This window comes from Psychrobacter coccoides (assembly GCF_017498085.1).
Lineage (GTDB): Bacteria > Pseudomonadota > Gammaproteobacteria > Pseudomonadales > Moraxellaceae > Psychrobacter > Psychrobacter coccoides.
In genome coordinates this window covers 97,930-119,314 of record NZ_JAGBKM010000003.1, presented here as the reverse complement: position 1 = coordinate 119,314, position 21,385 = coordinate 97,930, and the positions used below count along the sequence as shown (strand labels likewise).

15 protein-coding genes and 1 other RNA gene are annotated in these 21,385 nt (G+C 44.7%); 4 read left to right on the top strand and 12 right to left on the bottom strand.

Features of this window, described 5'->3' with window-relative positions:
• Nucleotides 1-32: 32 nt before the first annotated feature.
• From J3492_RS02945 to J3492_RS02915, 7 genes are all read right to left on the bottom strand, one after another.
• Nucleotides 33-455 (bottom strand): CopG family transcriptional regulator, encoded by a 423-nt coding sequence (locus tag J3492_RS02945; RefSeq protein WP_207989690.1) that lies wholly within the window; start codon nucleotides 453-455, stop codon nucleotides 33-35.
• A gap of 251 nt (nucleotides 456-706) precedes the next feature.
• A complete protein-coding gene (locus J3492_RS02940) occupies nucleotides 707-2,500 on the bottom strand; it encodes an acyl-CoA dehydrogenase C-terminal domain-containing protein (RefSeq protein ID WP_207989688.1) in 1,794 nt (597 codons plus the stop codon).
• A 402-nt stretch (nucleotides 2,501-2,902) separates the two neighbouring features.
• Nucleotides 2,903-4,615, bottom strand: a complete 1,713-nt coding sequence (locus J3492_RS02935; protein ID WP_207989686.1) for a sensor domain-containing protein — start codon at nucleotides 4,613-4,615, stop codon at nucleotides 2,903-2,905.
• 318 nt (nucleotides 4,616-4,933) lie between these two features.
• Nucleotides 4,934-5,821 carry a 16S rRNA (uracil(1498)-N(3))-methyltransferase gene (locus J3492_RS02930; protein WP_207989684.1) on the bottom strand — a complete coding sequence of 296 codons (888 nt, stop codon included), beginning with the start codon at nucleotides 5,819-5,821 and terminating at the stop codon, nucleotides 4,934-4,936.
• Between the two features lie 236 nt (nucleotides 5,822-6,057).
• Nucleotides 6,058-6,909, bottom strand: a complete 852-nt coding sequence (locus J3492_RS02925; RefSeq protein ID WP_424108376.1) for a methylenetetrahydrofolate reductase — start codon at nucleotides 6,907-6,909, stop codon at nucleotides 6,058-6,060.
• Nucleotides 6,910-6,917: 8 nt separating this feature from the next.
• Entirely contained in the window at nucleotides 6,918-8,342 is a 1,425-nt protein-coding gene (gene ahcY / locus J3492_RS02920; protein WP_207989681.1) for an adenosylhomocysteinase, read from the bottom strand.
• 306 nt (nucleotides 8,343-8,648) lie between these two features.
• Nucleotides 8,649-10,562, bottom strand: a complete 1,914-nt coding sequence (locus J3492_RS02915; RefSeq protein WP_207989679.1) for a TonB-dependent receptor plug domain-containing protein — start codon at nucleotides 10,560-10,562, stop codon at nucleotides 8,649-8,651.
• A gap of 598 nt (nucleotides 10,563-11,160) precedes the next feature.
• On the opposite strand from J3492_RS02915, the gene J3492_RS02910 reads away from it, so the two are divergent.
• Nucleotides 11,161-12,978 carry a mechanosensitive ion channel family protein gene (locus J3492_RS02910; RefSeq protein ID WP_243453065.1) on the top strand — a complete coding sequence of 606 codons (1,818 nt, stop codon included), beginning with the start codon at nucleotides 11,161-11,163 and terminating at the stop codon, nucleotides 12,976-12,978.
• 128 nt (nucleotides 12,979-13,106) lie between these two features.
• On the opposite strand, the gene J3492_RS02905 is transcribed toward J3492_RS02910, so the two are convergent.
• The 4 genes from J3492_RS02905 to J3492_RS02890 all read right to left on the bottom strand — a co-directional run bounded on the left by J3492_RS02905 (nucleotide 13,107) and on the right by J3492_RS02890 (nucleotide 16,821).
• A complete protein-coding gene (locus J3492_RS02905) occupies nucleotides 13,107-13,835 on the bottom strand; it encodes a Smr/MutS family protein (RefSeq protein WP_207989674.1) in 729 nt (242 codons plus the stop codon).
• A gap of 80 nt (nucleotides 13,836-13,915) precedes the next feature.
• Nucleotides 13,916-14,785, bottom strand: coding sequence for an indole-3-glycerol phosphate synthase TrpC (gene trpC / locus J3492_RS02900; RefSeq protein ID WP_207989671.1), 870 nt, complete (start codon nucleotides 14,783-14,785; stop codon nucleotides 13,916-13,918).
• A gap of 66 nt (nucleotides 14,786-14,851) precedes the next feature.
• Complete coding sequence (trpD, locus tag J3492_RS02895; RefSeq protein ID WP_207989669.1) at nucleotides 14,852-15,955, bottom strand: anthranilate phosphoribosyltransferase; 1,104 nt, start codon at nucleotides 15,953-15,955, stop codon at nucleotides 14,852-14,854.
• Nucleotides 15,956-16,197: 242 nt separating this feature from the next.
• Nucleotides 16,198-16,821, bottom strand: a complete 624-nt coding sequence (locus J3492_RS02890; protein WP_207989667.1) for an anthranilate synthase component II — start codon at nucleotides 16,819-16,821, stop codon at nucleotides 16,198-16,200.
• A gap of 681 nt (nucleotides 16,822-17,502) precedes the next feature.
• Between J3492_RS02890 and glnA the strand changes: the two genes are divergently transcribed.
• Both glnA and J3492_RS02880 read left to right on the top strand, forming a co-directional pair.
• Nucleotides 17,503-18,912, top strand: a complete 1,410-nt coding sequence (glnA, locus tag J3492_RS02885) for a type I glutamate--ammonia ligase (RefSeq protein WP_207989665.1) — start codon at nucleotides 17,503-17,505, stop codon at nucleotides 18,910-18,912.
• Nucleotides 18,913-19,151: 239 nt separating this feature from the next.
• The gene (locus tag J3492_RS02880) at nucleotides 19,152-19,934 is read left to right on the top strand and encodes a DUF4124 domain-containing protein (RefSeq protein WP_207989663.1); all 783 of its coding nucleotides are present in this window, start codon (nucleotides 19,152-19,154) and stop codon (nucleotides 19,932-19,934) included.
• Between the two features lie 47 nt (nucleotides 19,935-19,981).
• On the opposite strand, the gene J3492_RS02875 is transcribed toward J3492_RS02880, so the two are convergent.
• Nucleotides 19,982-20,701, bottom strand: a complete 720-nt coding sequence (locus J3492_RS02875) for an SIMPL domain-containing protein (RefSeq protein ID WP_207989661.1) — start codon at nucleotides 20,699-20,701, stop codon at nucleotides 19,982-19,984.
• A gap of 413 nt (nucleotides 20,702-21,114) precedes the next feature.
• On the opposite strand from J3492_RS02875, the gene ffs reads away from it, so the two are divergent.
• An RNA gene (ffs, locus tag J3492_RS02870) (signal recognition particle sRNA small type) lies at nucleotides 21,115-21,211 on the top strand.
• Nucleotides 21,212-21,385: the final 174 nt, after the last annotated feature.

Here is a 21,385-nt window from a genome sequence, read left to right as displayed (position 1 = left end):
TAAGTTTTGAGGGTAATTGTCAAAGCAGATACTTAACTCATTTTGTTGGCCAATACGGCTTTTATCTCTGGGCTTGCCTGAAGCACACCTAATACGGTAATGCTTTCGATCGTCGCCTCCGCAAGCTCTGGGGTCACGTCAGCAGCGATGGTCGCTAGGCCCAATACTTGAATGTGTAGTTTTTCATTACGCTCTTGCACCGCTTCAAGATCGGCGCGGGTGTAATGACGTAAGCCTAACTCTAAGGTTTTACGAGCAACGGTTTGACGTACCACATCAGCATGGTTGGTGAGCTGATTGCGTATCGCCGTACGAATAAAGTCAGTACGATTAGAATAAAAGCCTTCTTGCACCATCAAATCTACCTGCCCAAGATCGACATAACCTAGATTGATAGTGACTTTTTCTGTTTCGCCTGCACGAGTGCGAATAGGCGCTGTACTCTTATTTGCCATCGTATATTCCTTATAAGAAAACCTCTAATAATTGAAATTATACTCCAAATGGAATCCAAATGGAGTATAATCTCGTGTTTTTAATAAAGATAAACATGAACGGCTTAAAATAATTTTAAATATGCATATCATTAACAACCCCGTATAAAAAAATCGGCAACACACCGAAGTATGTTGCCGATAGGTATATTGTTGCTAAACTCTCAATCAATTAAAAGATTAAGTACTGAATCAAGCGTTAAAACATTTAATTAAAAAGCAAATTGATCAACATCCATGCTCATGTATGGCTCAACACCCGTGCTGATACGCTGCACGTGGGTAGTCGTACGTGGCAGTAGCTTAGCGAAGTAGAACTGCGCTGTTTTCACCTTGGCATCGTAGAATGCTTTTTCGCCACGGCCTTCATTAATGGCTGTCTGAGCGACCAGTGCCATACGGGCCCATAAGTAGGCGAGGGTCACATAGCCACTAAAATATAGATAGTCAACGGCAGCACCGCCAACAGCATCAGGGTTTTCAGTGGCTTGCATACCAATACGTGCGGTCAGATCACTCCACTCTTTTAGATGTTTGGCAAGGGGACGGACAAATTGGCCCATGTCATCATTGTCTATATTTTCTTCACAGAATTTTTGGATGACATTGATGAAGTTTGCCAGCATTTTGCCTTGTGAGCCCAGTACTTTACGACCTAGTAAGTCAAGTGCCTGAATCTCGGTCGTACCTTCGTATAAGCAAGCGATGCGCGTATCACGCACGTTTTGCTCCATGCCCCATTCGCTGATAAAGCCATGACCACCATACACTTGTACGCCATGGTTTGCCGCTTCAAGGCCAGTTTCAGTCAAGAAAGCTTTGGCAATAGGTGTCAATAATGACAGCATCTGATCTGCAAACTTTAGCTCATCGCCTTCACCTTTTGCGACAGTATCAGCAAAGTGAGAGAGGTAATAAACCAGCGCCCGCCCGCCTTCAGCAAAGGCTTTTTCGGTCAATAGCATGTTGCGAACTGCTGGATGGACGATGATAGGGTCAGCAGCTTTGTCCGGTGCTTTGACACCTGATAGTGAGCGCATGGCTAAGCGCTCTTTGGCATAGGTCAGCGATCCTTGGAACGCGTACTCTGCAGCAGTCACACCCTGAACCGCAGTACCGATACGAGCGACGTTCATAAAGGTAAACATGCACTGTAGACCACGGTTTTCAGGACCAATGAGATAGCCTGTTGCACCGTCAAAGTTCATCACACAGGTCGCCGAGGCTTTGATACCCATCTTGTGCTCGATAGAGCCACAGGTCACCTTATTGTTTTCGCCTAAGCTGTTGTCTTCGTTGACCACCACTTTTGGTACGATAAATAGCGAGATGCCTTTGGTGCCAGCTGGAGCGCCAGGTAAACGAGCCAAGACGATATGGATGATGTTTTCTGCCAGATCATGCTCGCCCGCTGAGATAAATATTTTTTGGCCGGTGATGCTATAAGTACCATCATCGTTGGGTTCTGCTTTGGTACGAATGATACCTAGATCAGAGCCGGCGTGAGCCTCTGTCAGGCACATGGTACCTGACCACTCGCCAGTGACCATTTTTTCTAGGTAGGTTTGTTTTTGTTCGTCAGTTCCATGATGTTCGATGGTTTGAATGGCACCATGCGACAGGCCAGGGTACATAGAAAACGACCAGTTGGCAGTACCGACCATCTCATTGATGACAGTAGAGAGCGAAAATGGCATATTTTGACCGCCAAATGCTTCTTCAGCAGAGAGTGCAGGGAAGCCAAGCTCACAGTATTGCTTGTATGCTTCTTTGAAGCCTTTAGGGGTCGTGACTGTACCATTGTCAAAATGACAGCCTTCAGCATCCCCACTTTGGTTCAGTGGTGACAATTCATTTTCAGCAAAGCTTGCCGCCATCTCAAACAGACTGTCCATGAGCTCGCGATCGGTTTCTTGAAATTTTGGCAAGCGCTTATAATGGCTTTCACTGTCAAGTAACTCATGCATCACAAACTGGATATCACGTAGTGGGGCTTTGTACTGCATAACTTTCTGTCCTTTTTTAGATATGATTGATAACGACAGCCTGATAAGGGTAATAACTGTCTAAGTCGCTCATCATTTTTTGATGTCATTACCTGCACTCGTGGCAGACAATACCATCTGTCATATGAGGTAATGCTGAGAAGAGATAACAGAATGATGACGGTATTTGTAACTCGTAGATTCATGACAAAAGATAGGCTTTCACTAAGCATTATACAAGTTTAGTCATAATACTGATAAGTCATGAACCCCTCTTGCATCCTTATTCGATCAGCGTTGTAGGACAAAAATTACTTTAGGTAGGTGGTCTATACCAATAGACATGGCATCTAATAGTAGATGCCATAGTATGGTGCACCATTTTATTTAGTGTTTGGGATTGGATAAATAAGAAAAGTCACATTAGTGTTCAGGTGTCTGTTTACTAACGAGGGGCTCGGTCAGCAGTTTGGTGGCCACATCAGCGGCGACAGGTCGGCCAAACCAGTAACCTTGACCGTGTTGACAACCCATCTGTAATAACAAGTCACGTTGTTGTTCAGTTTCGATGCCTTCAGCGATGGCACTCATATCGAGAGCCACAGTCAAGTCTAAGATTGCTTGAACGATTGCTTTTTGAGTACGATTGTCGACCATGTCAGCGATAAAGCTTTTGTCTATTTTGATAAAATCAAAAGGATACTCTTGTAGGTAACTCAATGAGGCATAGCCAGTCCCAAAGTCATCTAACGCCAAGCAAACCCCCAACGTCTTAAGTGCAGACAGTTGTTCTTTGATATTGATATGGCGCAGCATCAAAGAGGATTCAGTGACTTCGATATGCAGCTGATGAGGATGGATAGGGAACTGAGTAAAGAGCTGGTCGACGACGTCAAAAAAACGTGGATTACCAAACTCAGTCGCATCGGCATTGATACAGACATGTTGCGTAAAGCCCATGTTTTGCCAAGCAGACAGCTGCTCAGCTATTTGTAGAGCCATCTGACAAAAAAGATCAAAGGACATTTTATGCTTGACAATGGCGTCGATGAAGTGTTTTGGTGAGAGCAGGCCACGGCTTGGATGGCGCCAACGTACCAATGCCTCAAAGCCGACGATAGCGCCGGTGTCTAAATCTACTTTTGGCTGATAGTGTGGCTCAAATTGATTGCCATTGATGGCTTGGCGCAACTCAGTCTCTAATTGCAAGTTATCTACTGCGATATGATTCATTTTATCCGTATACTGACGAACTTCTTGACCGCCTTGTTGTTTGGCGTAATGTAAGGCTTTTTCGGCTTTATTAACTAAGTTAGTGGCCTCATGACCATCTCGAGGATAATGGCTGATACCAATAGATATCTGTAGATAGATGTTTTTGTTCTTTATTCTATAAGGCCGCTCGCAGATCTGTAGAATGCGTTCAATCTCACTATGAATCATAGTGGTATCATTATCCTCAAACAGCAGGCCAAAATCATCACCACCAAAGTGAGCAAAACATATTAACTTTTTTAGTTCTAATTCATTGACCCGATCGACAAACTCTATCATGAGCTCGTTGACCAAGTCTTGCCCAAGACTATTGGTGAGAATACGATAGCGATCTATATTGGCACGAGTAAAAACCACGCTTTGCCCAGTCGCTATTAGTAAGTCATTACTTTGACTCAAAAAAACCTTGCGGTTGGGCAGGCCTGTCAGTTGGTTGTAATTGAGCAAGTGACTCAACTGCTGTCGATCTTTCACAGTGGAAGAGATATCACGAACGATGGCTAAGTAATAGGTATTGCCATCCACAGTCGTCTTATGAAACTTAATATGACAGTTAATCTTTTGACCGTAGCGAGTGGCCAACACAAACTTGTTTTCATAATAGCCCTCAGTGGTTAGAGTATCAGAGATATGTTTGAACAAAGCGCTTTCTTTTTCTGACAGAAACTCTTTGGCATATATGCCTAGTGGCCGCCCAATTAAAAACTCCTGTTTATAACCCAATATCTCTTTATAGGCGCTATTAATGGTTAGGTATCTTAAGTGAGCATCTAAGATAAATACAGCATCTTCTAGATGCTCACACAACTCGGAGAGCAGCTGCTGTTTGGTAGACAAAGATAGCGGGGTAAAGGTGGTCATGATAATGCTCAAGTATAAAATATGGGGCCCAAAGTCAGATATAGTCGGAGCACTTTTAAACCGCTACGGTGTTACCCGCCCTAGATGTACTTAGTGTACTATCTGCGGTCGGTCGCCTTGTAGCGATTTTAAAATTCCTTGTCTATAGCTGCAAAACCTATAGGCAGTTAACATCAAGCTGTGAGATAAATGTAAAGCTGCTACTGAGATAAACGTTACTGGCGTGCTGCGTTGTCAAAGGTGACGTAGCTGATATTAAAAACAGCTTGCCAGCCGTGCTATATTTTTAGCGTGTGTTGACTATAAAGAAATCGTTTATTAGCGACTTTGCTGAGATTGATAATGCGCATGCAAAGTGGCCAAAGCAACCACAGGTGCCGTTTCAGTCCGTAATACTCTTGAGCCAATCTGCCAAGGCTGAAAGCCAACGGCCTCGGCTTGCTGGCACTCATCGACGCTCAGTCCGCCTTCAGGGCCTATCAACAGCTCGATATAAGGCGCTGGCTGTCTTAGTGTGCTCAGTAGAGCCGCTGGCATGGCAGGCTGGTTTGGTGCCGGAACACTCAGCTGTAGACGTAAATCAATGGGTCGCTGCAGGGCTTGGTAATAGGGCTCTTGACTCAGCTCAGCCACGATAGGACTAACCGTCAGCTGCTGTCCATGCTCTGCAGCTGTTTCCAACCAGTCATTGATAGAGATAGGCGCAAAGATGAGTGGTGGCCGATTAAGTCCGCACTGCTCACAAGCGGCTATCGCCACTTGTTGCCAATGTGATAGTTTTTTCTCAACTTGTGCTGGCTTTAGATTGACCTCGCCATGCTGACTGGTCAGCAGTTGAATGGCTGTCACACCAAGCTCGGTGGACTTTTGGATCGCATAATCCATACGCTCACCACGGCTCATCACCAGACCGATTTTGCTGACTATTTCAGCAGTACGATCATCACTTAAATGCGCAACTAAGGTGGCAGTGGCTTGTTTTTTGCTGATCGTTTGCAGCTGTACTTGATATTCACCACCAAAGCCGTCGAACAAGATACCCTCGTCGCCGACATTTGCACGCAGTACACGGCACCAGTGATGTACGATACTCTCTGTCAGATAGATACTTGAACCAATAGGCAAGCTGCTTAGTTGAGGGTGGTTGGTGCTGTTATTCTTGTTATTGGTAATGGTATTGCTTGTTGCATAAAAAAAACGTCGCACAGTATTTCAGTCCTATATTCCCAACAATAATCCACTTATATAGTGTAGCAGACTATGCATTGATTGGGTAAAAGTATTGTTATTAGTATTAGCGTCATTTATATCATCGTCAGAATGATTGACTTAATATTGAGTGACTGGTTTTGAATGATTGCTCTTAAGTGATAAATCAGGTAGCAATAAAAAACTGGCACTCCTAAGAGCGCCAGTCGTGTATAAATAAACTCAAGATTCGTTTAGTCAGTCAATCCCAAGGCTTCAACCAAGCGTTTGTTTGGCTCGACCTTATTCATGCTATAAAAGTGCATCGCAGGCACGCCTTCAGCGATGAGGCGTTCACACAAACGATAAACCACGTCAAAGCCAAACTCACGTATGGCCGTGCGATCATCACCAAAATCCATCAACTGCTTGCGGATATAACGTGGAATATCAGCCCCGCAGCTGTCAGCAAAGCGTAGTAGATTTCTAGAGTTGGTAATAGGCATAATCCCTGCTACCAAAGGCTGTGCTACAGTATCGATACCACGCTTATGCAACGTATCACGCAGATATAAATAGCTATCGGCATTATAAAAAAACTGCGTAATCGATGCGTTGGCACCCGCTTGATACTTGTTGACCAAGTTGTCGACATCAAACTCAAAGCTGCGTGCTTGGGGGTGCATCTCAGGATAAGCGGCGACCTCGATACGGAAGTGATCGCCTGAATGCTCACGGATGAACTTGACCAAATCTAATGCAAATGGCAGCTCACCCATACCAACTTGGCCTGAGGGTAGATCGCCACGAAGCGCTACCAAGCGCTTGATGCCCAATGCTTTATAGTGATCGAGCAGTCCTGCGATTTCTACCTTGTCATCACCGATACAGGACATATGCGGCGCAACCTCAGTATCTCCACGCTCGATTAGGGCTTTGACGATGCCCAAGGTGCGCTCACGGGTTGAGCCGCCAGCGCCGTAGGTTACCGAAAAGTAGCTTGGTGACAATTGGTTGAGCGCATCATAAGTACTCAGTAGCTTTTCACCGCCCTGCTCAGTTTTTGCAGGGAAGAACTCAAAAGAAAAAGCAGGCTTGCTCACAATCACGCTCCTTAGTATTTATAAGCGTCAGGCTTAAACGGCCCTTCGACTGGCACACCTAAGTAGTCAGCTTGCTCTTTAGTCAGCTTAGTCAGCGTACCATTAAAGCCAGCTACCATAGCTGCGGCGACTTCTTCATCAAGTTTTTTCGGTAACACCTTGACATATAAATTGTCAAAGCGTTCATCGACAGGTAAGTCAGCGAACTTTTCGTCAAACAGATACATCTGAGCCAATACTTGGTTGGCAAACGAGCCGTCCATCACGCGTGATGGGTGACCGGTTGCGTTACCTAGGTTGACCAAGCGGCCTTCAGCAAGCAAAATCAGATAGTCGTTTTCATCGTCTGAACGGAAAACTTGATGCACTTGCGGCTTGATCTCAACCCAGCGCCAGTTGTCACGCATAAACTGGGTGTCGATTTCGGTATCAAAGTGACCGATGTTACAAACGACAGCCCCAGGCTTTAGTGCTGCGAGCATATGCTTGTCACAAACGTGATAGTTGCCCGTGGTGGTGACGATGAGATCAGTGTCTTCAAGTAGGCGAGTGTTGATGTTGTCTGCGCCGCCCGTGTTGTCGCCATCGATATATGGTGACAATACTTCATAGCCGTCCATACAAGCCTGCATGGCACAGATGGGGTCGACTTCTGAGACACGAACGATCATGCCTTCTTGGCGTAAGCTTTGTGCTGAGCCTTTACCGACATCACCATAGCCAATGACAAGTGCACGACGACCTGCAAGGAACATATCGGTAGCACGTTTGATGGCATCGTTTAAGCTGTGACGGCAGCCGTATTTGTTGTCGTTCTTGGACTTGGTGACGGCATCATTAACGTTGATGGCAGGTACTTTAAGGGTGCCTTGGTTTAACATCTCAACCAAGCGATGGACGCCCGTGGTGGTCTCTTCTGAGATGCCGTGGATGTTATCAAGTAGCTGTGGATAGTCATTGTGGATCAAAGCCGTCAAGTCACCGCCATCATCCAAGATTAAGTTGGCGTCCCATAGCTGGCCTGACTCTTCGCCGCCGACGTGGACTTGTTGACGAAGGCACCACTCGTACTCTTCTTCAGTTTCGCCTTTCCAAGCAAACACAGGAATGCCAGCCGCCGCAATCGCTGCTGCAGCATGGTCTTGGGTTGAGAAGATGTTACATGATGTCCAGCGTACTTCGGCACCTAGCGCAATGAGCGTCTCGATGAGTACGGCAGTCTGAACGGTCATGTGGATACAGCCAGCGATTTTGGCGCCTTTGAGTGGCTGCTCAGCTTCATAGCGACGACGCAAACCCATGAGGGCAGGCATTTCGGCTTCGGCAAGGGTGATTTCACGGCGACCATAGTCAGCAAGACTGATGTCGGCAACTTTATAGTCAGTGAAAGTGGGGTCGATCGTATGGACAGATGGAATGTTCGACACTGCGTCCATAATATGCTCCTATCGTTGATGATGATAAAAAGAATAAAAACGCAGGTGCCGTTGTTTGTGCTGTCAAAGATGGTTTTGATTACCCTATACTGAATAGGTCTTTGACAACTTTCCGAGCCTAACGCAGCTTAATATCAGCAGCGGTGCAACACCTCTCGGGAGGGATATTGTAATAGATGAGGCGTTGATTGTCACTATTGGATGATATAAATAGTAAGTGTTTATGATATTTACTGGCACAAAAAAGGCTATCAATCGATAGCCTTAATTATTTACAACTTAAGTTTTGAGTGCTGCTAAGTAAGATTAGTACCAGTTATAGGTAAGTGAGGTAAAGAAGTTGGTGCCGTTTTGGTTATAGCGAGTGCCAAAACCTTCGTTGGTTGTGTAGTCTTCATTGGTTAAATTCTCAATACGGCTGCTCAGCGTAAGATTTGGGTTGATATAATAGTTCCCACTAATATTAAATAACGTATAGCTGTCTATAGAGGTGCTGTTATCAGGAGCATTATAAGTCTTGCCAACATATTCTGCTTCGGCGCGAACGTCAAAGTCTAAAGCTTGGTAGCCTACATAGATAAGTCCAGTATGCTCGGGACGATAAGCCAACTGCTTGCCTTTATTCTCGCCTGAACGTTCTTCTGCATCAGTATAAGTATATTGACCACCAAATAAAACATTACTGAGTTGCCAATCTGACGTAAGGCTATAGCCTGATAATCTTGCTGCATCAATATTAGTTGCTTGGTATTTGAAAGTCGCTGGATCATAAGCATTGTTAATTAGATTATCGACACGACTGTTAAACCCTGTTAGACGAGTGGTTTGGAACTCACTATTGGATTCGATAAACACTTCTAAGTTGTTGCTTTTTTCGACTTCTAAATTTTCATTTGGGACATAATAACTACTTTCGATGTATAAGTCATTAAGTGACGGTGCTCTATAACCAGTGGCAAAGCTGGTACCAAGACGTAAACTAGGTGCCAATCTTACAGCGTAACCTAAACTATAGGTCGTTTCGTTGTCAAACTGTGAGTTATCATCATAACGAACGTTGGCTTGCAGATCATAAGTGTCTTTGTTGAGCTGATAACCAATAAAGCCACTTTTTATAGTACGGTCGTTTATTTTGTAAGTGTCGTTACCGTTATTAGGTGTATTATCAGTAATATCTACTTTCTGCTTTAACCATTCTGCCCCCGCTTGTAGTTGTCCTGACGGTAAGAGATAAGTACTGAGTAAGTTTGCTTGTTTTTGTTTGGTTTCAAACGCATCACCAACCTTATTATCAAGCTTATCCAAACTCTGACCTGCCGATAATCTAACTGTCAGCTTATCATTTTCATATTGTGAAAACGCTGATACTGCACCATTTTCTTGATCGATTTCTGCGTTAGGCTTATTGGTATAGTCGTCAAATTCAGAGGTTGACTTGGCAAATAGACCAGTGGCACCGATACTGACACTTTCAGTTAAAGGCACGCTAGCATTGATAGCAAAGTTGTTACTTTCAAAGCCATCTTCGTCCTTGTTATTACCTGTTTGGTATTTAATAGCACTGATACCATCGGTTTGGTTACGACTGGCAGAGAGACTGAGTTTAGCACCTGCTTCATTGGCAAACTGAGCGGCTGCACCATAGACATAATGGTCGTTTGAACCAACACCAGCGGTCACAGAAAAGTTAGTTTGCGCAACATCATTACCTTTAGTAAATATTTGAATGACACCGCCCATGGCATCAGCGCCATAGATACTAGAGCCTGATGCCCCATATAATATTTCAATACGATCAATCTGGTCGGTCGGTAATAAAGCTAAAGCAGGCTGACCGGTTGACATTGAGCCATAGCGTATGCCATCAATTAATATCAATACACGCTTGCTATCATAACCACGTAGATAAAAGTTACTGCTACTACCCATACCACCATCTTGCTTTATACTAAATCCCGGCTGGCGCTTGAGAACCTCTAATGCCGTTTGCCCTTGATAACGCTTTAATTCTTCGCTATCGACGACGCGAGTCTGGGCGATGGTATTGCTGATTTTAGTTGGTGTACGTGTCGCAGTGACCACAATTTTATCAAGCTCGACTTGAGGCAGGTCGCTGGCATTAGCAGTAGTTGCCATTGCAGTATTAGCAGCAAATAGTCCCAATGCGCTTAAGATACTTAAGCGAAGATAAATGGTCGAAGAAGAACGTAAAAAGGTCATAAAGCATCCAAGAATTAATAAGCCAGAATTACCAAAAGAAACAAACGAGTAAAGCAGGGCTTATTATCTATAAAAGTTGCCCCTTTATAAACTCATTTAACTTAATGTTTCTTCACGGTAAGCTGAGTTATTTTCATGACGAATTGCCATCCATGGATTTGAGCACTGATATGACTGTTATTTATGTCAGCGGTTTATTATGATTGTTGCAAACTAAACGTAAAAAGGAAGCACAAGTATGGCTATAAAAACCTGCAATCAAAGCCACTAGGGAGATAAATAATTGTTATCATAAGCAGGTTTTATGAGTAGTGGCCACACCATAGCAGATTCAATTTAAAAGCATTACAGCGCCACTGGGATGCTAGTTTGAGAATATGGGTTGCACAGCCTCTGTAATAACAGCACGCAAGTAAAATTTATACCAGTGGCGCTTTTGAACTTATGACAGTTTTTTTCAACTGACTATACAACAGCTAAGAGGTTTGATTTGTCTATCCAGCGTTATTCTAACCCCAGTACAGCGCCATCAGTATTGATACCATTTATAAAAGTACCGCTAATGCTAACTGCGCTTTTAGTAGTACTGGTATGCAGCATGGCTTTACCAAACACCGCCATTGCTGCTGAAGTGAGTGCGTTAGGCCTTAATAATAATGATGATAGTGGCGAGGTCGTACGCGAATCGATACCAGACTCGTTTGGCCGAGATACACCAAGACAGACGGTACAAGGGTTTATCAGTGCGCTAGGCGAAAACGACTATCTGCTGGCAAGTAATTATCTAAACTTATCCAAGTCCGATAACCCAACCACAGCAGTACGCCAGTTCAAGCAAGCGCTTGATGCTGGTGGGCGGTTTCAACCTGATCTACAGATCAGTAATGCACAGGAAGGTAATTTGACCGATCAGCTGCCGCCCAGTCAAGAGAATGTCGGCCGTATCAAGGTGGGTGACACCAGCATACCGCTGATACTTGAGCGTGTCGTCTCACAGCAAGGTGAGCAATACTGGCAGTTTTCTTCCGAGACGCTCAGCCTAGTACCAGAGGTCATCGAAAATACCGAGCCGACTCTGGTATCACGTTATAGCATTGACTCTCTAGAAGGCAAAAAGCTATTTGGCTATCAGCTGGCAGACTTGGCGGCTGCGATCATCATGATTGTCGGTGTGTTTGTACTGACTTATATTGTGGTGTGGCTGGCGTATCATTTACTCAGAATCGCTTATCCACGGGTGCGCGGTGTCCCTTTGCCACTACCAAATAAAGTCATCTTGCCTTTTACCGTGGTGGTGATGGCATTGATGCTCTCTGAGATTATGGTCTCTGCTGGCGTGTCAGTCACCATACGTGAGCCGATCAATCGCATCACTGAGATTGCGTCTTGGCTGGCCGTCACTTGGCTGCTCTTGCGGGTAATTGATGCCATATTTACCCGTGCGGTCAATCTAAGCTATAGAAAGAACTACACTGAACGAGTATCGATCTTAGGTTTGCTACGTAAGATTGTAAAGGCGCTATTATTAATATTTGCCGTCATTGTTATTTTTGGCAATTTAGGCTTTGATTTGACCACTGGTATCGCCGCATTAGGGGTGGGTGGTTTAGCATTGGCGTTGGGTGCACAAAAAACCATCGAAAACTTAGTCGGTAGTGTGGTGGTGGTGGCTGATTCTCCCGTACGGATTGGTGACTACTGTAAGTTTGGTGATCAAGAAGGTACAGTCATCGATATCGGTATTCGCTCATCACGGGTGCGTACACTGAGCCGTACTGTGGTGACTGTGCCCAATGGGGACTTTTCATCTATGCAAATTGAAAACTTCGCCTCACGTGATATGTTTCAGTTTTTGCATATGCTGTATATCAAGCGGAGCGCTGATATCGACGAAGTGTTTAAAATGGTAGGTGCTTTAGATAAGTTGTTAAAGGAGCATGAGCTGACCAACCAAGAGTGGAATCAGGCCAATATCTTAGAGCTGCGTCAAGACTGCTATGTTATTCAACTGAGGGCTTACGTCAATTCTGTTGATGTTATAGAGTTTTATGGCAAACAAGACACCTTGTTGGTTGATATATTAAACAAAGTGAAAAAGTATAAAGTCGAGCATGCCTTACCAACACAGCAGCTGATCGTTGAGCAGGGTAAAGCTGATGATGCTAAAGAAAACAATGATCAAGATGAGGCTCTTGATGCGATCGATGAGGCATCAGACGCTACCGAACACAGTGATGATGCGCCTACAGAGTCGCCAGAAGACGCCAGTACCTCAGAGGGAGAGCCTCAACCTAAAGCGGTCAAGGCAGTACGACGAAAAACACACAGAAAAAAATCTCGCAACTATACTTTGGCAAAAAGAAAGTTTCGCCGTGTCACCAAAAACATTAACTTGTCTATTTGGAATCAGCCATAGGGCGTGTTGAGGTGCTCATAATGACATCATAAAAAGCCATTGAACAGGCTCTAATCACTAAAAGGGCTGAGCACTGTATCATACAGAGCTCAGGCCTTTTTTTAATTCAACTTTTAACCCAACAAAGACTACTTGCTTTCTGCTTTACGTTTTTTTAGTAAGACCAATACAGCGCCATTACCACCGTCCTTTGGCGGTGCAGAGCAAAACGCTAGCACCTCTGGGATTTGACGTAGCCAGCCATTCACGCACGTTTTTAAAATGGCTTCTTGTCCTTTGCCGTGGACGATTTTTACCACTGTCTCATTGTTTGCTTTGGCTTGGCTCAGTAGCTGTGTCATCGCCACACGAGCCTCTTCAATGGTACAGCCATGAATATCGACCGCATCATACCAACGGAACTGGCCTTTTTTGAGTTGATCAAAAATCTTGTTTTGCAGGGTAGGGTGCTTATAAGACAAGTACGCCTCACCAGCGACAGGATTGAGTAGCGCTTGCATATCTGACAAACCCGCACCCAGATCTGTTTCATCGCCACCTTGAGCCGCCGCACGCTTAGATAATGTGGCAGCATCTGGTTTGGTTTTTTTGCTGCTTACTGGTGAGCGTACGTTCTTGTCTTCTAGTGGATTGACACCGTGCATGGCTTGCATAAACAAGACTTTATCGTCATCGATATGTTCACTGTCTAGCTGCTTGACTGTTTTTTTGACCTGTTTTTGGGTCGGTAGTGATACAGGTTCTGTTGGCTTTTGGTTTTCACCATCAGGCGAGTTGGTATCACGCCCTTTGCTGAGTTGGCCTTTAAGCTCTTTGAGCTGGTCTTGCATTTCTTTAGAAAATAGAGAGTTTGACATAAAAGTTAAGGTATCGTTGGTTGATGAATGGGTTGTGAACAATAAGGGCTATACGGCTCCTAACGTCATTTTTAATTACTTTACTCGTCTGTTGCTGCGCCTGCAAGTAAGGATTGTAACGCTTGTCCAGGGTGGTCGGTCTTCATAAACTGCTCACCGATCAAAAAGTGTTGAATACCTTGATCTAGCATCAAGATAATATCATCACTGTTACGAATCCCACTTTCGGTGACGATAAGTGGTTTTTTCTCTGTGTCATCAGCATCAGTAGCCAATGCTTCGAGCAAAAAGTTCTTTAGATTGAGCGTAGTTTGCAGGTCAACGTCAAAGGTATTGAGGTCACGATTGTTAATACCGTAGATGTTATGCGCTGAGCGTGGGAGTTTTAGGGCACGCTCAAGCTCCGCCTGCGTATGGACTTCGATCAATACATCCATGCCTAATTCAATACTAAGCGCATGCAGCTCATGTGCTTGACGATCATCAAGACACGCCATAATAAGCAGTATGCAGTCTGCACCCATCAGATAAGATTGATATATTTGATACTCATTAATCATAAAATCCTTACGCAGTATAGGCAAGCTGACGGCATTAGATGCGGCAATAAGATAGCTGTCATCACCTTGGAAGTAATCACGATCGGTCAATACCGACAAGCAGCTGGCTCCCGCTTGCTCATACTGCTGAGCAAATAGTGCTGGGGCGAAGTTATGATTGATGATGCCTTTAGAAGGTGAGGCTTTTTTTATCTCAGCGATAATGCCAATACCGCTTTTTTGATCACTGGCAGCTCGTAGAGCTGCGGCAAAGCCTCGGCGTGGTTTGCTATCAGCAGCGACTTTTGCTTGTAAGTCTTCAAGAGACAGTGCTGCACGAGCAGTCTGTACTTCCTCTTGTTTGGTTTTGACAATGCGTTGTAGTACTGAGGGTATATCTGAATGGGCCATACTGGTGTCCGAATGTGTCTAAAGGTAAAAGGTCAAAAGTCAGTGGGCGATAGCTGTATGAAAAACTTAAGTGTGTTGCGCCAGCTGCTGGGTGTAGTGCGCTAAAGACTCGAGCTTGGCGAGCGCATCGCCGTTTTGGATAATCTTTTGCGCTCGGCTCACGCCATTAGGATAGTTGCTGGCAAGCCCAGCCGTATATATCGCTGCCCCTGCATTGAGGGCAATCATGTCACGAGCTTTGAGTACTGAGCGATCGTAAGTGTCTTCGCCTGATAGCGCCGTACGAATCAATTCAAGACTTTGCGCAGGCGAGTCAACATCAAGCCCGATAAGCGTTTGCGATTCTATACCGGCGTCTTCTGGCATCAGCTCATAGACAGATATCTCACCATTTTTTAGCTCAGCAACAGTCGTTGAAGTCGCTAGGCTGATTTCATCCAAGCCATCTTTGGCACCGACGACCATGACGTGACGTGCGCCCAAGTTCTTCATTACCTTGGCCAGTGGCTCACACAGCTGAGCGGTAAAGACCCCAATAACCAGATTGGGCGTATTGGCAGGGTTGGTCAGTGGGCCTAATATGTTGAAGATAGTACGTGACTTTAATTCGCGGCGTACAGGGTTGGCATAGCGCATGGCGCTATGATGATTGGGCGCAAACAAAAAGCCAATGCCTTCATTTTCGATACATGCTTTGGCTTGCTCTGGACTGAGCGCCAGACTGATGCCTGCTTGCTCGAGCAAGTCCGAGCTGCCAGACTTGGTTGAGACACCGCGGTTACCGTGCTTGGCGACTTGCGCCCCAGCAGCAGCAGCCACCAAGGCTGAGGCGGTAGAGACGTTAAACAAGTTGGCACCGTCACCGCCAGTACCAACGATATCGACCAGATAGTGACAGTCCTTGGGGGTAATATTGGCTGCTAAGTCACGCATGGCACTGGCTGATGCAGTAATCTCGTCGATAGATTCGCCCTTCATGCGTAGACCCGTTAAGATAGCACCCATCATGGCGTCACTACATTTGCCTTGCATAATAATCAGCATGACTTGATACATCTCATCAAAGGTCAAGTCGATGTTTTGAAAAATTCTGCTTAATGCTGTGGTCAGGTGCTTGTGTATGTCTTCATCAGAAAGTTGCGCAATATCCTCTGGCGTCATAGTAGTCATTATTATGGTCTCGCTTGTTATTATCTCTTGTATTTATCGGTATATGTTTGGATGAGTGTTATAGTCAGTCTAATATGAAAAAGATACAGCGGAGCTGGGATGCTTAGTTTTTTAATGTTGGTTTTGCAGCCTCTGTCGGCGTAGGCACAGCAAGCTAGAAAAATTTATACCAGTTTCGCATTATTAAGTAACGTATCCATTTTATTTAGTATCGACTATAGCGATTTAGGGTGGCTCAATAGTTAGCCCACCTGTGGTAGCTCCTCTGAGCTTAATACTGCCAATCTGTGGGTTTGCAAAAAGTTATTTAGCAAATGATAGCCGGCTTCACTCAGGATAGATTCAGGATGAAACTGCACACCTTCAATAGCAAAGCTTTGGTGGCGTATCCCCATAACCTCTTCAATACTACCGTCTGCGTTTTGTGTCCAAGCGGTTATCTCAAAGCAATCAGGTATGCTGTGCTTGTCAATCACTAAGGAGTGATAGCGAGTGGCTTTTGATGGATTGGGCAAGTCAGCAAACATGCCTTGTCCATTATGATAAACGTCAGATAGGCGGCCATGCATGACTGCGCCAGCTTTGACCACCTTGCCACCGAATGCTTGGCCAATCGCTTGATGACCAAGGCAAATCCCTAAGATAGGAATGACGCCTTTAAAGGTGTCAATTATCTCTAATGAGATACCAGCACGATCTGGATCACAAGGTCCTGGACCAATGACAATGATATCAGGCGCTAAGGTTTTGATTTGTTCGATAGTGGCCTGATCGTTACGCCAGACGGTGATGTCCTGCTGTAATTCACCGAAGTACTGTACAATATTGTACGTAAAACTGTCGTAATTATCGATCATCAGAATCATTATGGTTTCAACCTATTGAAGTGGCGATGTTTTAAATGTAGGTTCACTGTCGTATACGCTTGCGGCTATAGCCAAACAGCGATAAGCGTTAAGTTTGGTATCTTAACACTATTTTGCACCGTAGCAAATTTGCAAAACGACAAACGCAATCAAATGTACCAGATAACCGATGTCATACGCCAATCGATACTAAAATGAGACGCAGACTGGCTTTGGCTCATTAATACTATTGTCAACAATGCGCTGTCAACGTCTTATCTGACAAAAGAGACAATAGCAGAGGTCTGTAACAGTCTTTATTCAGTCAACTACTAGAAGTATTGTATTGCACCAATTATGTGCAACAAAAAATAGTTTGCACTTATCTGGTGCAAAATTATCCAGATAAAGGCGTGTTATCGTGCATGAATGTTAAGCGTTACTGATTGGCAATGGTGTTTTATCCAATTTTATTGATAGTTATCAAGCTCATAACAAAGATACAGCTGACGAAAAGCATTTACGCAGATATTTTGGCATACCGATTGCACCCTGTTTTTTGTAAGCGCTGATAGCCATCGACAGGCACTAAACGGATATCAGTTCAGCATTATGGTTCAGATATTGCTAAAATAGCGCCAGCACGGTGTACGTATAGCACCTTAAACTGTCATAACATCATAACCACAACGGAGACTATTCATGTCGAATAAATTATTGGATCTTATCGAATCATCGAATGCCAAATGGGTTGATTTTCGCTTTACCGATACTCGCGGTAAAGAGCAGCACATCAGCTTTCCGGCACATAGCGTAGATGAAGAGGTCATGGAAGATGGCAAAATGTTTGACGGTTCCTCTATCGCTGGCTGGAAAGGCATCGAAGCGTCAGATATGATCTTACGTCCTGATCCAGAGACGGCTTTTATTGACCCCTTCTTTGATTCTGTTACTGTGGTAGTCACGTGTGACATCATTGAGCCATCAACCTTACAAGGTTATGACCGTGATCCACGCTCTATCGCTCGCCGTGCTGAAGAGTATTTGAAATCAACGGGTATCGGTGACACCGCTTACTTCGGTCCTGAGCCTGAGTTTTTTGTCTTTGACGAAGTAAAATGGTCGGTTGAGATGTCAGGTGTTAGTCACAAGATTGTCGCTGAAGAGGCCGCTTGGTCGACTAACAATGACTATGAGTGGGGCAACATGGGGCACCGTCCACGTGTGAAGGGCGCTTATTTCCCAGTACCACCAATCGACAGTTCGCAGGACATGCGTTCTGTCATGTGTGAGCGTATCGAAGAGATCATTGGTGAGGGCAGTGTCGAGGTACATCATCACGAAGTCGCCCCTTGTCAGTCCGAGATTGGTGTGGCATTCAACACTTTAGTACGTAAAGCCGATGAAGTGCAGCAGCTAAAATATGTGGTACACAATGTGGCGCATCAGTTTGGCAAGACCGCCACCTTTATGCCAAAGCCTGTCGTTGGCGATAACGGCTCAGGTATGCATGTCCATATGTCCATCTCAAAAGATGGCGTTAATACCTTTTCTGGCGACGAGTATGCGGGTTTGTCTGAGACGGCGCTCTACTTTATCGGCGGTATTATCAAGCACGCCCGTGCCTTAAATGCGATTACCAACCCATCGACCAACAGCTATAAGCGTCTGGTACCGCATTATGAAGCGCCAATTAAGCTGGCTTACTCAGCATCAAACCGCTCAGCATCGATTCGTATTCCACACGTTAGCAGTCCAAAAGCGGTACGTGTTGAAGCACGCTTCCCAGATCCAGCGGCGAACCCTTACCTCACGTTTGCTGCGCTGCTGATGGCTGGCCTTGATGGTATCCAAAACAAAATGCACCCAGGCGATGCTGCTGACAAAAACCTGTATGACCTGCCGCCAGAAGAAGAAGCACAAATCCCAACGGTTGCAGAAAACTTAGAAGTTGCTTTACAAGCATTGCGTGATGATCATGAATTCTTATTAAAAGGTGATGTGTTCACTGAAGAGATGCTAGAAGCGTTTATTGCGCTAAAAGAAGAAGAGGTTCGACGTGTGAATGTCACCGTACATCCCGTTGAGTTTGACTTGTACTATAGCTGCTAGTTGTATCGTTAAAACACGCTATTGTTTTGTGTCACAAAACCAGCTAAGTTTTGAGCTTAGCTGGTTTTTTTGTGCTTCCAAAAACACAGTGGGGTAGGGGTGATCATCAGATTTTGTCATCAGTTTTTTAGGACAGAGTTACTGATTTCATAAGTTAAATACCGCATAATGGTATTTGTAGTATTATCATATATAACATTATATTGATCAATAATAAGCACTGATTAGGTTGACTGACTATGTATCCAACTTGCCAAACAGCAATAAAAAACTGGCCCATACTGCCACTGAACAAGCATAAGCTAACCGGGCCATGGCTAGGTTTGGTCATCGGTATAGCGAGCCTTTGTGCTCCTATGGTCCATGCTGCGCCTATCTACAAAGTCGTCGATGAAAAAACCGGCCATGTGACCTTTACCGACCGTCCGCAAAACTACGAGCAGAAGTCTGGCAAGCACGTCAGTCAAACGGATGTGACCAGTCATCATACTGCGTCAGAACCGATGCCAATGACAACGTCCGCAGCCGTGACGAAATCGATAGAAAGCACCTCGACCACCGACATACAGAGCGTAAATTATCAGCTGACCATGACCGAACCGAGTGAAGAGCGTGCCTATCGCCGACCCGCACAAAGCATCGACGTAAAGCTGCAAATACAACCTGCGCTACAAGCTGATGATAGGGTGGTTATTTATTTAGATGATGCAGAGGTAGCGCAAGGGCTTAGCGCCTCGATCGCCACCGTAGATATCATGCCAGGTGCACACAGCATTCAGGCCATCGTTAAAGATAAGGCAGAGCAAACGCTTGCGCAAGTCGAGCAGACGGTTTATGTCATTCAAAACACACAAACCCTGCAAAACAATCAAAAAATTGCCCAACAGCTTTTGGCTTATGAGCGTCTGCCTTGGCACCAAAAATTGATACTCAAACTGCAGCAAAAAGACAATGATGAGCAAAAAACAGAGCACAGCCAACCTGTGACTAACGATGCTTTTGCTAAAAAAGTTGCACGCTAGCCTGAACTGCTCTTAAATAACTGGCTCAAAAATTATTTGTTCAGAAGCTACTTGCTCAGCTCAATCGTCCCATTGGCAGTGACAGAGATAGTGCTGTTGCCCGACTCAAAGCTTTGATTAGGGACTGAGGCATCCGCTGCCTCTGCTCTCATGTTCATACTGCTATACATGGGACGAGGGTAGTTGCTGCCTGTATTTAGGTTGACATTGACCACACGATAGCCGTCGGCATCCCAAGCACGAGTTAGGTTTTTGGCTTGTTGTTGAAAGGCGCGTGAAGCTTCGGCCATTAGCTTTTGTTCAAGGGCGTCTTTTTTATCATCTGAGACCCCAAAGTTTAAATTCTGCATCACCAGTGTTTCTTGTAGGTCGGCAATCAACTGACTGGTTGCGGTAAAGTCGGTGCTTTTTAGGTCGATGCTGGCTTGTCCAGTCCAGCCAATGATCTTATCGTTTTTATCATAGCGAGGGTAGGTGCGCTGCTGGCCTGTACTAACCGTCACGCTAGGATAGCGCTTGGCGATTTTCATAGCATTATTGATAGCGGTGTTAAGTGTCGTGGCCAGTGCTTTAGCATTGGTGGCTTGTGCTTTTTTATACATGCTGGCACGCACCTCATCGTTTTGAACCTCTTCTTTTACTTCTGTCTGAAACGTCAGCTGATTGTAGCCTGTGGGCTCAGCGTGCGCACTGCTGCCTATCATCGTCAGCAGTAAAGCAGCTGTCCCAGTCGCTAAGGTGGCTTTATTAAATAAAGTGGTTTTCATCAATGTCTCCTAAGGGAATAATATTATTAATATTTATATGAGGGGATAGATAGTCGGCGCACTTTTAAACCGCTACGGTATAACCCACCCTAGATGTACTTAGTGTACTATCTGCGGTCGATCGCCTGGTAGCGATTTTAAAGTTCCTTGACTATAGTGATGAGCTTGTTTTTATACTGATATGACTATGCTCATGCTCATGCTCATGCTCATGCTCATGCTCATGCTCATGCTCAGCTTATGGTTGATGCTCATTTTATTCAGCCCACTTTAACTAAAATAGCAAAAGTTAGACGTGCTGCTGTGAGAATTTTGTCACTTAAGTTACAGGGTTCTTTATCCCATAAATCAAACTGTTTTGCGCTAGGGGTTGTAATACCAAAAAATTCTTGTATAATCTTCTCTGGTGGCTCCATTGGTAGCCTCGCAACATTGTACTATGAATCCCGCCAGGACCGGAAGGTAGCAACGGTAATAGATCCAATGTGTGCCGAGGATGTGCTGATGGAGTCGCTTTTTTTTGTCCAAAAACTGGATAACACCTTTATATTAGATTAAAGATTCTCGAGATGTATTTTTAGCCCTTTTTTATAAAGGGTTTTTTTTGGTCTGTATTTTGTCTGATTTTCACGTTTTAAGCTATAAATATAGGTTAAAATACAATACAGCAACCTTTGTTAACAT